General features: G+C 67.0%; 13 protein-coding genes. 7 read left to right on the forward strand and 6 right to left on the reverse strand.

Translation table 11 applies throughout. From position 1 onward, the window contains the following. The first annotated feature begins 2 nt into the window (after positions 1 to 2). Positions 3 to 353, forward strand: a complete 351-nt coding sequence (locus tag U873_RS0110450) for a hypothetical protein (protein WP_025128203.1) — start codon at positions 3 to 5, stop codon at positions 351 to 353. Between the two features lie 80 nt (positions 354 to 433). Here U873_RS0110450 and U873_RS0110455 read toward each other — a convergent pair whose 3' ends face one another. Next, entirely contained in the window at positions 434 to 1,351 is a 918-nt protein-coding gene (locus tag U873_RS0110455) for a LysR family transcriptional regulator (RefSeq protein ID WP_025128204.1), read from the reverse strand. Between the two features lie 130 nt (positions 1,352 to 1,481). Here U873_RS0110455 and U873_RS0110460 point away from each other — a divergent pair, with 130 nt between their 5' ends. The 6 genes from U873_RS0110460 (at position 1,482) to U873_RS0110485 (ending at position 8,183) form a co-directional block, all read left to right on the forward strand. Beyond that, entirely contained in the window at positions 1,482 to 2,309 is an 828-nt protein-coding gene (locus U873_RS0110460; protein WP_025128205.1) for a MaoC family dehydratase N-terminal domain-containing protein, read from the forward strand. A 34-nt stretch (positions 2,310 to 2,343) separates the two neighbouring features. Then, the gene (locus U873_RS0110465) at positions 2,344 to 3,507 is read left to right on the forward strand and encodes an acyl-CoA dehydrogenase family protein (protein WP_025128206.1); all 1,164 of its coding nucleotides are present in this window, start codon (positions 2,344 to 2,346) and stop codon (positions 3,505 to 3,507) included. Positions 3,508 to 3,517: 10 nt separating this feature from the next. Then, positions 3,518 to 4,867, forward strand: a complete 1,350-nt coding sequence (locus U873_RS0110470) for an MmgE/PrpD family protein (protein WP_025128207.1) — start codon at positions 3,518 to 3,520, stop codon at positions 4,865 to 4,867. A 32-nt stretch (positions 4,868 to 4,899) separates the two neighbouring features. Next, a complete protein-coding gene (locus U873_RS0110475) occupies positions 4,900 to 6,123 on the forward strand; it encodes a CaiB/BaiF CoA-transferase family protein (RefSeq protein WP_025128208.1) in 1,224 nt (407 codons plus the stop codon). 705 nt (positions 6,124 to 6,828) lie between these two features. Continuing rightward, on the forward strand, positions 6,829 to 7,641 hold the full coding sequence (locus U873_RS0110480; RefSeq protein WP_025128209.1) for a CoA ester lyase: 813 nt from the start codon (positions 6,829 to 6,831) through the stop codon (positions 7,639 to 7,641). A 107-nt stretch (positions 7,642 to 7,748) separates the two neighbouring features. After that, complete coding sequence (locus U873_RS0110485; RefSeq protein ID WP_025128210.1) at positions 7,749 to 8,183, forward strand: HD domain-containing protein; 435 nt, start codon at positions 7,749 to 7,751, stop codon at positions 8,181 to 8,183. Positions 8,184 to 8,189: 6 nt separating this feature from the next. On the opposite strand, the gene U873_RS0110490 is transcribed toward U873_RS0110485, so the two are convergent. The 5 genes from U873_RS0110490 to U873_RS0110510 all read right to left on the reverse strand — a co-directional run bounded on the left by U873_RS0110490 (position 8,190) and on the right by U873_RS0110510 (position 12,698). After that, the gene (locus tag U873_RS0110490) at positions 8,190 to 8,381 is read right to left on the reverse strand and encodes a 4-oxalocrotonate tautomerase family protein (RefSeq protein WP_025128211.1); all 192 of its coding nucleotides are present in this window, start codon (positions 8,379 to 8,381) and stop codon (positions 8,190 to 8,192) included. A 94-nt stretch (positions 8,382 to 8,475) separates the two neighbouring features. Beyond that, on the reverse strand, positions 8,476 to 8,805 hold the full coding sequence (locus U873_RS0110495) for a hypothetical protein (RefSeq protein WP_025128212.1): 330 nt from the start codon (positions 8,803 to 8,805) through the stop codon (positions 8,476 to 8,478). Between the two features lie 65 nt (positions 8,806 to 8,870). Beyond that, a complete protein-coding gene (locus U873_RS0110500; RefSeq protein WP_025128213.1) occupies positions 8,871 to 10,334 on the reverse strand; it encodes an amidase in 1,464 nt (487 codons plus the stop codon). Between the two features lie 105 nt (positions 10,335 to 10,439). After that, a complete protein-coding gene (locus U873_RS0110505) occupies positions 10,440 to 11,561 on the reverse strand; it encodes a polyamine ABC transporter substrate-binding protein (RefSeq protein ID WP_025128214.1) in 1,122 nt (373 codons plus the stop codon). 105 nt (positions 11,562 to 11,666) lie between these two features. Then, a complete protein-coding gene (locus U873_RS0110510) occupies positions 11,667 to 12,698 on the reverse strand; it encodes an AraC family transcriptional regulator (protein WP_025128215.1) in 1,032 nt (343 codons plus the stop codon). Positions 12,699 to 12,829 lie beyond the last annotated feature (131 nt).

Below are 12,829 nucleotides of genomic sequence, written 5' to 3' on the forward strand. Positions count from 1 at the left end.
GCATGGCGCTCAACAGTTTCAAGGATGTGCAGAACCTTCTCGACAGCTACGTCGCGCAGAACAACCTGCCCATATCGGGGGCTCCCCATGAGGCCTTCTGGCAGACCAGCTATCAGGCCTTCGTCACCGGCAACGTACCCGGGGTACAGGACCCCAATACCGGCCAGGCGCTGCCGATCCTGAGCAAGGGCGATGGCGCCCACTCGAACATCATCTACGCCCTGAGCGGCACCGCGGGCACTTACTGGGGGCCGGAAGGGGCGTTCGGCCCGATGCCTCCGGGCGGCCCTTCCATGCCCCAGGCGCAGATCGATGAACTCAGTGCCTGGATCAGCAATGGCTGCCCGCAGTAACGCCTTCAGCCTGACCACCTCAGCCATGCCCCGGGGGCACTAGCCCCTGGGGCCTTGCCGTGTCCGAGGCGTGGCCGGCCTCACTCGCCAGCCTGGCTGGTGGCAGGTTGCAGCGCCGTTGGCATCAGCGTCGCGATCAGCGCCCGCACGGTGCCGGGCAGGGCTTCCAGTTCGCGAACGATGATGCTGCGTTCACGAATCGCCCAGCTCTCATCCAGCTTCACCGTCACCAGCTGCATGGTCCGGCTGTGCCGCAGTGCGGCGGACTCGGGAAGGATGCCGATGCCGACCCCGGCCTCGACCATGCGGCAGATCGCCTCGAAGCTCGACACCTGGATGCGCAGCGACAACTGCTTGCCCAGGCGCTCCACGTGCTCACGCAGGAAGCTCAGCAAGGTGCTGCCTTCATGCAGGCCGATGTGCTGGTAATCCAGGGTCTGTTCCAGGGTCACCGACGCCTGGGCGGCCAGCGGGTGGTCCACCGGCACCGTCAGCACCAGGTGATCGGTGCTGAAGTGCAGCACCTGCAGGCCGGCGGCCTCCACGGGGCCGGCGATGATGCCCATGTCCGAGGTGCCGTCCAGCACCCCGCGGACAATGTCCCGGGACAGGCGCTCCTGCAGGTCCACCGTGACCCCTGGGCGCTGGGACAGGAAGCCTGCGAGTATTTCCGGCAGGAACTCGGTGACCGCCGTGGTGTTGGCGAAGATGCGGATGTGCCCGGTGGAATCGCCGCCGTATTGAGTGAACTCGCTTTTCAGGTAATCCACCTGGCGCATGATCAGTCGCGCGTGCTGCAGCAGGCGTTCACCGGCCGGAGTGACCTCCACGCCGCGGCTGTCGCGGTACAGCAGGCGGGTTTCAAGCTGACCTTCCAGGGCCTTGATCCGCGCACTGGCGGCGGCGGGGGAGAGAAAGGCCCGGCGTGCCCCCTGGGTCAGGCTGGGGGATTCGGCGATATGGATAAACAGGCGTAGGTCCGCCAGATCGAAATGCATGTCCGGGCTCCTGTGGGCGCAAGGCGTTCAGCATAAACGAACGCCGGTTTATAGAAATGCAAATTCTCGGTACGCGGTCGGCCCTTGCATGATGGCCGCCATCACCCTTGCGTATGAGGATCCTGCCTATATGAGTGCCATCGACCCCCGTGCCTGGATCGGCCGCAGCCAGCGAATTGACGACGCGTTCAACCACTGCCTGCTGGCGCGCATCGCCGCCACCCTGGGCCAGGCAACGCCCGCCCCCGGCGAGGCCCTGCCGCCCCTGTGGCACTGGTGCTTCTTTCAGCAACCACAACCGGCCTCGGCCCTGGGGGCGGACGGCCATCCCGCCCGGGGCGGCTTCCTGCCGCCGGCAGACCGGCGCAACCGCATGTGGGCCGGTGGTCGCCTGGAGTTCCATGAGCCGTTGCGCGCCGGCGCCGAGGCCAGTTGCCTGAGCCGCATCATCCAGGTCGAGGAAAAGGCCGGGCGCACCGGCAAGCTGTTGTTCGTCACCCTCTGCCACGAATATTCCCAGGATGGCCGGCTGGCCCTGCGCGAGGAGCAGGACATCGTCTACCGCGAGCCGACCCCACCGCGACTGCAGGGCAGCGAGGCACTGATCGAGGGCGACTGGCAGGAAAGGCTGGAACCGAGCCCGACCCTGCTGTTTCGCTACAGCGCGGTGACCTTCAACGGCCATCGCATCCATTACGACCAGCCCTATGCCACCGCCACCGAGGGCTACCCGGGGCTGGTGGTGCACGGCCCGCTGATCGCCACCCTGAGCCTGGCAGCCTTCTGCCGCGCCAACCCTGCGGCGCGCCTGCGGGCTTTTGCCTACCGCGGCCTGCGCCCCTTGATCGCCCCCCAGCCCTTTGTGGTGGGCGGGCGCATCAGCGCCCCCGGCCACGCCGAACTCTGGGCCGGCGACGAAGCCGGGCTGGCCCAGCGCGGCGCCGTGCAATTCGACTGAATTCCAACAACAACCCGGGACGGAGAGCCTGTTGATGACCCCCCACGACCCTGAACAATTCAACGCCATTCGTGAAGGCGTGCGTGCCCTGTGTGGCGAATTCGATGCCGCCTACTGGCGTGCCATCGACGAGCGCAAGGGCTTTCCCGAAGCCTTCGTCAAGGCCCTGACCGAGGCCGGCTGGCTGTCGGCGATGATCCCCGTGGAATACGGCGGCTCCGGCCTGGGCCTGGCCGAAGCCTCGGTGATTCTCGAAGAGGTCAACCGCTGCGGCGGCAACTCCGGCACCGTCCACGGGCAGATGTACAACATGTTCACCCTGCTGCGTCACGGCAGCGAAGCGCAGAAGCGCTACTACCTGCCCAGGCTCGCCAGCGGCGAACTGCGCCTGCAGTCCATGGGCGTCACCGAACCCACCACCGGCACCGACACCACCAAGATCAAGACCACCGCCATCCGCCACGGCGACAAGTACGTGATCAACGGGCAGAAGGTGTGGATCTCCAGAGTCCAGCATTCCGACCTGATGATCCTGCTGGCGCGCACCACGCCCCTGGCCGAGGTCAGGAAGAAATCCGAAGGCATGTCGATCTTCCTGGTCGACCTGCGTGACGCCATCGGCAACGGCCTGACCGTGCAACCCATCGCCAACATGGTCAACCACGAGACCAACGAACTGTTCTTCGACAACCTCGAGCTGCCGGCGGACAGCCTGATCGGCGAGGAGGGCAAGGGCTTCAAATACATCCTCGACGGCCTCAATGCCGAGCGCACGCTGATCGCCGCCGAGTGCATCGGCGATGGCCGCTGGTTCATCGAAAAGGCCAGCGCCTACGCCCGGGATCGGGTGGTGTTCGGCCGGCCCATCGGGCAGAACCAGGGGGTGCAGTTTCCCATCGCCGAGGCCCATATCGAGATCGAGGCCGCCGACCTGATGCGCTGGCGCGCCTGCGCGGAATACGACAGTGGGCGCAACGCCGGGGCCAGCGCCAACATGGCCAAGTACCTGGCCGCCAAGGCCTCCTGGGAAGCGGCCAACGCCTGCCTGCAGACCCACGGTGGTTTTGGTTTTGCCTGCGAATACGACGTCGAGCGCAAGTTCCGCGAGACAAGGCTGTACCAGGTGGCGCCGATCTCCACCAACCTGATCCTGTCCTATGTGGCCGAGCACCTGCTCGAGCTGCCCCGCAGCTTCTGAGGAATCCCCGATGAGCCATACCCACGACCTGGCCGGATTCCTGGCCGGCCTGCGCTACGACGATCTGCCCGATGCGGTGGTGCAACGCAGCGAGGAGCTGTTCCTCGACTGGCTGGGCTCGGCCCTGGCAGCCCGGGGCGCGCATCCGATCCCGTTGTTCGAGGCCTATGCCCGGCACATGGGGCCCGCCACCGGGCCGGCGGCGATCCTGGTCAATGGCGGCAGCAGTTCGGCGTATTTTGCCGCCCTGGTCAACGCGGCTTCATCGCACCTGGTGGAGCAGGACGACCTGCACAACAGCTCGGTATTGCACCCGGCCACCGTGGTGTTCCCGGCGGCGCTGGCGGCCGCCCAGGACCTGGGCAAGTCCGGCCGCGAGCTGCTGCTGGCGGCGGTGGCCGGTTATGAAGCGGGCATTCGCATCGGCGAATTCATGGGCCGTTCCCACTACCGGATCTTCCACACCACGGCCACTGTCGGCACCCTGGCGGCCGCAGTGGCGGTGGGCAAGCTGATGGAGTTCGATCCCGAGCAGTTCATCAATCTGCTGGGCAGCGCCGGCACCCAGGCCGCCGGGCTCTGGGAGTTTCTGCGCGACGCCGCCGATTCCAAGCAGTTGCACACCGCCAAGGCTGCGGCCGATGGCCTGCTGGCCGCCTACCTGACCCGGGACGGCCTGAGCGGCGCGCGTAATATCCTCGAAGGCGAGCAGGGCATGGCCGCCGGCATGTCCAGTGATGCCCGGCCCGCGTGCCTGAGCGACCGCCTCGGCAGTCGCTGGGCGCTGCTGGAGACCTCGTTCAAGTTCCACGCGTCCTGCCGTCACACCCATCCCGCTGCCGACGCCTTGCTGGCCCTGATGCAGCGCGAGGGCCTGGAGCACGAGCAGATTGCCCGGGTGCAAGCCCGGGTCCACCAGGGCGCCATTGACGTGCTGGGCCGGGTGCAAGTGCCGCAAACCGTGCACCAGGCCAAGTTCTCCATGGGCACCGTGCTGGGCCTGATCGCGGTGCACGGCAAGGCCGGGCTGCCGGAGTTTCAGCAGCACGCACTGCACGACCCCCGGGTCGCGGCGTTTCGCGACAAGGTCGGCATGCTGCTCGATGCCGAGGTGGACAGCGCCTACCCGCAGCGCTGGCTGGGCCGGGTCGAGGTGCAGTGCCTGGATGGCCGCACCCTGCACGGCGCCATCGACGAGCCCAAGGGTGATCCGGGCAATGGCCTGTCCCGGGCCGAGCTGGAAGACAAGTTCCAGCGCCTGCTGCAGTTCTCCGGCGCCCGCACCCCGCAGCAGGGGGCCGAGCTGATCCGCCGGATCTGGGCCCTGCGTGACGCCGCCGACCTCAACTCACTGCTCTGAATGCCCGACATCCAACAGGGCGAGGACCGAACATGACTGACAACACAGCACCACTACGGCCCCTGGACGGCATCACCGTGGTCAGCCTGGAGCACGCCATCGCCGCGCCATTCTGCACCCGCCAGCTGGCGGACCTGGGCGCCCGCGTGATCAAGGTCGAGCGCCCCGGCAGCGGCGATTTCGCCCGGGGTTACGACCAGCGGGTCAAGGGCCTGGCCTCGCACTTCGTGTGGACCAACCGCTCCAAGGAAAGCCTGACCCTGGACCTCAAGCAGCCTGAAGCCGAGGGCTTGCTGGACAGCCTGCTGGCCGGCGCCGACGTGCTGGTGCAGAACCTCGCACCGGGGGCGGCGGCGCGCATGGGGCTGTCCTTCGAAGCCCTGCATGAGCGTTTTCCACGGCTGATCGTCTGCGATATTTCCGGCTATGGCACAGGCGGCCCCTATGAGCGGAAAAAGGCCTACGACCTGCTGATCCAGAGCGAGGGCGGCTTTCTGTCGGTGACCGGCGGCCCCGGCGAGGAGCAGATGGCCAAGGCCGGCTGCTCGATTGCCGACATCGCCGCCGGCATGTACGCCTACAGCGGGATTCTTTCGGCCCTGCTGCTGCGGGGGCGCACCGGCCTGGGCAGCCGCATCGACATCAGCATGCTGGAAAGCCTGGTGGAGTGGATGGGCTACCCCATGTACTACGCCTTCGAGGGGGCCGAGCCGCCGCCGCGGGCCGGGGCAGCCCATTCCACCATCTATCCCTACGGGCCGTTTCCCGCCGGTGACGGCGGCACGGTGATGCTCGGCCTGCAGAACGAGCGTGAATGGGCGGCGTTCTGCGACAAGGTACTGGAGCTGCCGGAACTGGCCGCCGATGAGCGCTTCAGTGCCAACTTCAAGCGATCGGCCAACCGCGCGGCGTTGCGTCAGATCATTGTCGAAGGGTTTGCCCGGCTCAGCGTCGCCCAGGTGATCGAACGGCTGGAGCAGGCGCAGATCGCCAACGCCCGGGTCAACGACATGCAGGGCGTGTGGCAGCACCCGCAACTGGCGGCCCGGGAAGCCTGGCGCCAGGTGGACAGCCCGGCTGGCCGCCTGCCGGCGCTGCTGCCGCCGGCGCGCAACAGCGCCTTCGTACCGCGCATGGACGCCGTCCCGGCGCTGGGCCAGCACAGCGCAGCGATCCTCGCCGAACTGGGCCTGAGCGCGCAAAGCATCGAGCAACTGCAGGCCCGCGGAGTCATCTCAACCCCCACCTCCCCGTAGGAGCTGGCTTGCCAGCGAAGGGGGCCCCGAGATCGCCTTCGCCGGCAAGCCGTCTCCCACAGAGGGCAGGACAACACCAGGCTCTTATCGTAGGAGCTGGCTTGCCAGCGAAGGGGCCCCTGAGATCGCCTTCGCCGGCAAGCCGGCTCCCACAGAGGGCAGGGTATACCGGGCTTTTATCGTAGGAGCTGGCTTGCCAGCGAAGAGGGCCCATGAGATCGCCTTCGCCAGCAAGCCGGTTCCCACAGAGGGCAGGACAACACCAGGCTCTTATCGTAGGAGCTGGCTTGCCAGCGAAGAGGGCCCATGAGATCGCCTTCGCCGGCAAGCCGGTTCCCACAGAGGGCAGGACAACACCAGGCTCTTATCGTAGGAGCTGGCTTGCCAGCGAAGGGGCCCCTGAGATCGCCTTCGCCGGCAAGCCGGCTCCTACAGAGGGCAGGACAACACCAGGCTCTTATCGTAGGAGCTGGCTTGCCAGCGAAGGGGCCCCTGAGATCGCCTTCGCCGGCAAGCCGGCTCCTACAGGGGGCAGGGTATACCGGGCTCTTATCGTAGGAGCTGGCTTGCCAGCGAAGGGGCCCCTGAGATCGCCTTCGCCGGCAAGCCGGCTCCTACAGAGGGCAGGACAATACCAGGCTTTTATCGTAGGAGCCGGGCAGCAAGCCTGGCCGCAATTGGTCTTCCATTAACAAGGATCCGAACATGTCCAACCCCATTGTCCGCTCCGCGCTGTTCGTCCCCGGCAGCCGTCCCGAGCGTTTTGCCAAGGCCCTGGCCAGCGGCGCCGACGCGGTGATCGTCGACTTCGAGGACGCGGTCGAGGAGCCCCTCAAGGTCCAGGCCCGCAACCACCTCCAGGCATTTCTCGGCGAGCACCCCGAAGCCCGGGCCTGGGTCCGGGTCAACGCCCCGGAACACCCCCAGCACAAGGCCGACCTGGAGTTCTGCATGGCCCAACCCGGCGTGACGGGGATCCTCCTGCCCAAGGTCGAAAGCGCCGCCCAGGTGGCGCGGGCCGCCGCCAGCGGGCGGCCGGTCTGGCCGATCATCGAAAGTGCCCGGGGCCTGCTGGCCCTGGCGCAGATCGCCACGGCGCCCGGGGTTCAGCGCTTGTCCTTCGGCGGCCTGGACCTGGCCCTGGACCTCAACCTCAGCAGCGCCACCCCGGCGGCGCAGTTCGCCCTGGACCAGGCGCGCCTGGCGCTGATCCTGCACTCCCGGGCCGCAGGGCTGCAGGCGCCGCTGGACGGCGTGTACCCGGGAATCGCCGACAGCCAGGGCCTGGCGGATTCGATCCGGCATGCCTACGCCATGGGCTTTGCCGGGGCCCTGTGCATTCATCCACGGCAGGTGCCGGTGATCCACCAGGCCCTGGCCCCCAGCGCCGATGAACTGGCCTGGGCGCAGCGGGTGGTGGAGGGCGGCCAGGACGGCGCCGGGGCGTATCAGGTCGACGGGCAGATGGTCGATGCGCCGGTGCTGCTTCGTGCCCAGCGGCTGTTGGCCCTGGCGTGAAGTCGCTGCGCCAGGGCCGGGGGGCGGGGTAGTATGGGCCGTCTTTTCCCCCTGAGGTGGCCCATGCACAGCCCGGCAGCCAGCGCCAACAACCTGAGCAACCTGCGATGAGCAGCCTGGAGCGCGCCATCGCGCTGGCCGCCGAAGCCCATGCCGGGCAGGTCGACAAGGGGGGCGCTCCCTATATCCTGCACCCGCTGCGGGTCATGCTGCGCCTGAGCCAGCCCGCGGCGCGGATCGTCGCGGTGTTGCACGATGTGCTGGAAGACTGTCCGGTCACCCAGGAGCAGTTGCGCGACGAAGGTTTCAGCGCAGAAGTGCTGGCGGCGCTGCAGGCGCTGACCAAGGTGGAAGGCGAAGATTATCCGGCGTTCATCCGCCGCGCCGGCGCCAACCCCTTGGCGCGGCAGGTGAAACTGGCGGATCTGGCGGAAAACAGCGACCTGTCGCGCATCCCCGAGCCAGGCGCCGAAGACTTGCAGCGCCTGGAAAAGTACCGCCAGGCCAGGCACTACCTGATGTCACTGGCGGTCGACGAATAGGCGGGCTCAGGCCTTGTCGCCGTCGCTGAGCTCGCCGGCGAAACCCCAATCGCAGTGCTCGATTTCCTGGATCACGATGTGCGTGTGCTCCGGGTTCTTGCCCAGCACCCGCACGAGCGATTCGGTGAACTCCTTGACCAGTTGGGCCTTCTGCTGGCGCGTGGCGCCGCGGGTGATCTGCAGGTTGATGTAGGGCATGGATCGATGCTCCTCGGTAATGGCCGATGGCCGGATGAGCGCGCAGCCTACGACAACCCTTGCTCCGCCAGCCAGCCATGCAACCTGGCAGCAATCAGTTGCTGTAGCTGGAAAGGGCCAGTTCGGCGGTAGGCGTCGGCGGCTTGCGGCCCCGGGTGCGCCAGTGCTCGATCAGCGCGCGGCCATGGGCCAGGCCGGCCTGCAACGCCGCATCGGTGCAGCTGTAGTCGTTGCCGTAGGGCGGGCAGGCGAAATGCACGGAGAAGCAAGGGTGCTGGCCGTGGCCGGTCAGGCGCCCGACGTAGCTGTAGCTGGAACCGGACTGGTGCGGATCAAGGCTGGGCGAGCTCGGCTCACGGATGATCATCACGTAGATGTCGTGGTCGAATTGGGTGTCTTGATACCAACTGCTTGAAGAATTCATGGTCCACCTCCTTGTCCGTGCGTCGGCGCCGCTTCTGCGGCGCCAGCCAGTTGTGCCGTGCGGGTCTAGCGTGTTGCGGGTGATGCGATCGCTGCTTCGGCCAGCCCGCTGGGGTGCGTGAACATCCCGGCGGGCAGGCGTTTTTCCAGGGCCCGGGCGGCCTGCAGTACCAGTGAGTCGCGGCCGAAGCGCGCGACAATCTGCAGGCCGATGGGCAAGCCCGCGGCGCTCAGGCCGCAGGGCATGCTCAGCGCCGGTTGGCGGCTGAAATTGAACGGGAAGGTGGTCGGCTGCCACATGGCGCTGACGTCGCCGGGCCAGTCGGGCGGGCTCTGGCGCTCCACGGCGAACGGCTCGACCACCGCGGTGGGGGTCAGCAGCAAGTCGTAGTCACCGAGAAAATCATGCAGCCGCTGGGCAACCTGATGCCGCTCCTGCACGGCGCAGGCGTAGTCCAGGGCATTGAGCTGGCGCGCCCGGACCTGGGCCTGCTGGAGAAAGTCCCCCACCTGGTGCTGCTGTTCGGCGGGAATTTCCTGGGCCACGGCGCAGGCGACTTCCACTGGCCAGGCCCGCAGGTAGTTCGGCGCCGGGTTGCCGATGTCCGGCGAGGCCAGGACCAGGGTCGCCCCGGCCTGCTGCAGAAGCTGCGCTGCGGCCAGGCAACTGGCAGCGATCTGCGGGTCGACATGGGCGGCGTAGCCCAGGTCGGCGCTGAAGGCGATGCGCAGGCCGCTGACACCGTCCTCGATGCTTCCCAGGAAGTCACCCGTGGCGTGGGGCCAGGCAAAGGGCTCGCCGGGCTCGTAGATGCCCAGGTGTTCCATCAGCAGGGCAATGTCCCGTACATGGCGGGCAATCGGTCCTTCGGCGGCCATGCCCCCGGGGTCGATGCTCGGGCAGGCGGACACTAGCCCGTGGCTGGGCTTGAAGCCAATCACCCCGCAAAAGCTTGCCGGGGTGCGGATCGACCCGGCGGCATCGTTACCGGTGGCGGCCGGGGCGTAGCCGGCGGCGACCCCAGCGGTACTGCCGCCGCTGCTGCCACCGGCATGCAGGGCGAAATTCCACGGGTTGCGGGTGATCCCGGTCAGCGGGCTATCGGTCAGGGGCGTGCTGGCCAGTTCCGGCAGGGTGGTCTTGCCGATGAAAATCGCCCCGGCCTCGCGCAGCCGAGCTACCAGGCTGCTGTCGCGGGTCATCACCGGTCGCTCCAGCAGGGCCTTCGAGCCGTTGCGGGTGTACCAGCCCTGAATGTCGCTGTTGTCCTTGACCAGAATCGCAATGCCATCCAGCCGGCCCATGGGCTGCCCGGCCGCCCAGCGTGCGGTGGACGCCTGGGCCGCGAGCAGCGCGGCGGCGTCCTGACGTTCGCACAGGGCGTTGAGCTGCGGTTCATGGCGCTCGATCTGTGCCAGCAGTGCGTGCAGCAGGTCCAGCGGGGTGAACCGCCGGGTGGCAAAACCCTGCAGCAAGGCCTCGATGGACAGCAGGTGCAGCGCCGGTTGGCTAGGGGTGGACAACGACATGGGCAAGTCTTCTTTCAAGGACGCGGGGCGTTGGCTGCAAGCCCGCGTGGAAAGCCTCCAGGCGCGCCATTGGCGGTGGCCCGGAGCAGCTTCGGGGTGAGTGAGTCAGCGGCCACTGGTGACCTTGACCCAGGAACGGGTGCGGACCCGCTCGGCCTTGGCTGGCAGTGGCGCCAGGGGGAACAGGCGGGTCATGGTCTCGGCGCTGGGGAACAGATCGGGGTTGTCCAGCAACGACTGCTGGATGAACGGCTTGGAGTCGGTGACGCCGTTGGGGTAGCCGACGTAGTTGCTGATGGAGGCAATGACCTTGGGTTCCATCAGGTAGTTGAGGAAGGCGTGGGCGGTGTCCACGTGCTTGGCGCCGGCGGGGATGGCCACGGTGTCGATCCACACCAGGGTGCCTTCCTTGGGAATGCGCATTTCGATGTGCACGCCGTTCTTGGCTTCGTTGGCGCGGTTGGCCGCCTGCAGGAAGCCGCCGGAGTAGCCCACGGCCACGCAGATGTTGCCGTTGGCGATGTCGCCCATCCACTTGGCGCTGTGGAAATAGCGCACATAGGGACGCAGCTTGAGCAACAGGGCCTCGGCCTTGCGGTAGTCCTCGGGGTTCTGGCTGTTGGAGTCCAGGCCCAGGTAGTGCAGGGCCAGGGGCAGCATTTCCGCAGGCGAGTCGAGAAAGGTCACGCCGCACTGGCTGAGCTTCTTCAGGTTCTCTTCCTTGAACACCAGGTCCCAGCTGTTGACCGGGGCGTCGCTGCCCAGCAGTTCCTGGACCTTGTCACGGTTGTAGCCGATCAGGTTGGTGCCCCACATGTAGGGGATCACGTAGCGGTTGCCGGGGTCGCTCTGTTCCAGCAGCTTCATCAGCGCCGGGTCGAGGTTCTTCCAGTTCGGCAGTTGCGCCCGGTCCAGGGGCTGGAAGGCGCCGGCGCTGATCTGCTTGCTGACGAAACCGCTGGAAGGCACCACCACGTCGTAGCCGCTGTTGCCGGTGAGCAGCTTGGCTTCGAGGACTTCATTGCTTTCGAAGATGTCGTACTTGACCTTGATCCCGCTCTCGGCCTGGAAGTCCTTGATGGTGTTGGGGGCGATGTATTCCGACCAGTTGAAGATGTTCACCGTGCGCTCGGGGGCGGCCAGGGCGGCTTGGGAGCAGGTTGCGGCGAGGGCACCCAGGGAGCAGGCCATGGCCAGGCGGGTGAGGGCGGCGTGCAGCGATTTCATGCGACAACTCCATGTCTGAAATGTTCAGAACCATCTGATGGATCATTCTTGGCCGGATGGCCGGTGGAGAGAATGTTTGCAACGGTCAATAGGGGATATTTGACGTCATTCTTCAGCACAGTCTGAAAGTGGCCCGAGCTGGCCGGCCAACTGCCGGAAACGCCCCGGGGCGACACCGCTCCAGCGCTGGAAGGCATGGCGGAAACTCGCGGTTTCCTTGAAGCCCAGGGCTTCGGCGATGCGGTAGATGGGCAGGCTGTGCTGCCCCAGCAGTTGCTGGGCCCGGGCATAGCGCAGCTCGTCCAGCAGTTGCTGGTAGCTGGTGTCCTGGGCTCGCAGGCGCCGGCGCAGGGTGCTCGGCGAGCAGTGCACCTGGCGCGCCAGGCTGTCGAAATCCGGCACTGCGTGCAGCTGTTCATTGAGGATGCGCCGCACCTGGTCGATCCAGGTCGGCCGCGCGCTGAGTTCTTCATTGAGGCGGATGCAGCGCTGCAGCATGTCGTTCTGGGTCACCAGGTCCGCCAGGGGCAGGCGCCGGTCCAGCCATTCCAGGTCGAAGCCGATGGCATTGCGCCCGGCATTGAAGCGCACCGGGCAGTTGAAGGCCTGTTCATAGCTGTCCAGGTAGGGCTGGGGGCCATGCATCAGATGCACCTCGCGCAGGGGCAGCGAGCACCCCAGCAGGTCCTGGCAGGTGACCCGGTAGGACGACATGCAGAAGTCGGTGTTGAACACCTCAAGCTCGGTTTCGCTGTACTGGTCGGCGGTGAGCCAGGCCAGGCCGTCGCGGACCTCCAGGTCGAGGTGGAAGAAGGTGCCCAGCAGCAGCGGGTAGCGCAAGGCCAGGGACCAGCCCTCGCGCAGGGTGGCGCTGGTCAGCAGGGTCAGGCCGAACATGCCATAGGCCGAGATGTGCAGGTTGCGCCCCAGCACCAGTCCCAGGTCCTGGCGCAAGGCCACGGCGTTGCTGAACACGCGCATTTCCTGGCTGATGTTGATCAGGCTGTTGGGCAGGTCCAGGTCCGCCAGCTGGATGCCGCTGCCCTCCAGCAGCACCTCGGCGGGCACCTGGCTGTCGCGAAAGGCATCCAGCACCGCTTGTGTGGTGTGCAGGGTAGTCAGGCGAAGTGCGGCCATCATTGACCTCAAGGTGATATCGGGAGGCGAGACTGTAGGGGTTACGCGCGCGCGGTTCAATTGCCCCCTTGCAGGAGCTGGCTTGCCAGCGCAGGCGTCGGCGGGTGTAGCGCCAGGCTTGAGGGCCCTTT

The organism is Pseudomonas sp. PH1b (assembly GCF_000633395.1).
Classification (GTDB): domain Bacteria; phylum Pseudomonadota; class Gammaproteobacteria; order Pseudomonadales; family Pseudomonadaceae; genus Aquipseudomonas.

What these genes read in the sequence shown, in the direction of transcription:
- U873_RS0110465 (WP_025128206.1), top strand. Translation starts at nt 2,344, where the DNA reads ATGACCCCCCACGACCCTGAACAATTCAACGCCATTCGTGAAGGCGTG.
- U873_RS0110450 (WP_025128203.1), top strand. Translation starts at nt 3, where the DNA reads ATGGCGCTCAACAGTTTCAAGGATGTGCAGAACCTTCTCGACAGCTAC.
- U873_RS0110510 (WP_025128215.1), bottom strand. Translation starts at nt 12,698, where the DNA reads ATGGCCGCACTTCGCCTGACTACCCTGCACACCACACAAGCGGTGCTG.
- U873_RS0110475 (WP_025128208.1), top strand. Translation starts at nt 4,900, where the DNA reads ATGACTGACAACACAGCACCACTACGGCCCCTGGACGGCATCACCGTG.
- U873_RS0110480 (WP_025128209.1), top strand. Translation starts at nt 6,829, where the DNA reads ATGTCCAACCCCATTGTCCGCTCCGCGCTGTTCGTCCCCGGCAGCCGT.
- U873_RS0110470 (WP_025128207.1), top strand. Translation starts at nt 3,518, where the DNA reads ATGAGCCATACCCACGACCTGGCCGGATTCCTGGCCGGCCTGCGCTAC.
- U873_RS0110455 (WP_025128204.1), bottom strand. Translation starts at nt 1,351, where the DNA reads ATGCATTTCGATCTGGCGGACCTACGCCTGTTTATCCATATCGCCGAA.
- U873_RS0110500 (WP_025128213.1), bottom strand. Translation starts at nt 10,334, where the DNA reads ATGTCGTTGTCCACCCCTAGCCAACCGGCGCTGCACCTGCTGTCCATC.
- U873_RS0110485 (WP_025128210.1), top strand. Translation starts at nt 7,749, where the DNA reads ATGAGCAGCCTGGAGCGCGCCATCGCGCTGGCCGCCGAAGCCCATGCC.
- U873_RS0110490 (WP_025128211.1), bottom strand. Translation starts at nt 8,381, where the DNA reads ATGCCCTACATCAACCTGCAGATCACCCGCGGCGCCACGCGCCAGCAG.
- U873_RS0110460 (WP_025128205.1), top strand. Translation starts at nt 1,482, where the DNA reads ATGAGTGCCATCGACCCCCGTGCCTGGATCGGCCGCAGCCAGCGAATT.
- U873_RS0110505 (WP_025128214.1), bottom strand. Translation starts at nt 11,561, where the DNA reads ATGAAATCGCTGCACGCCGCCCTCACCCGCCTGGCCATGGCCTGCTCC.
- U873_RS0110495 (WP_025128212.1), bottom strand. Translation starts at nt 8,805, where the DNA reads ATGAATTCTTCAAGCAGTTGGTATCAAGACACCCAATTCGACCACGAC.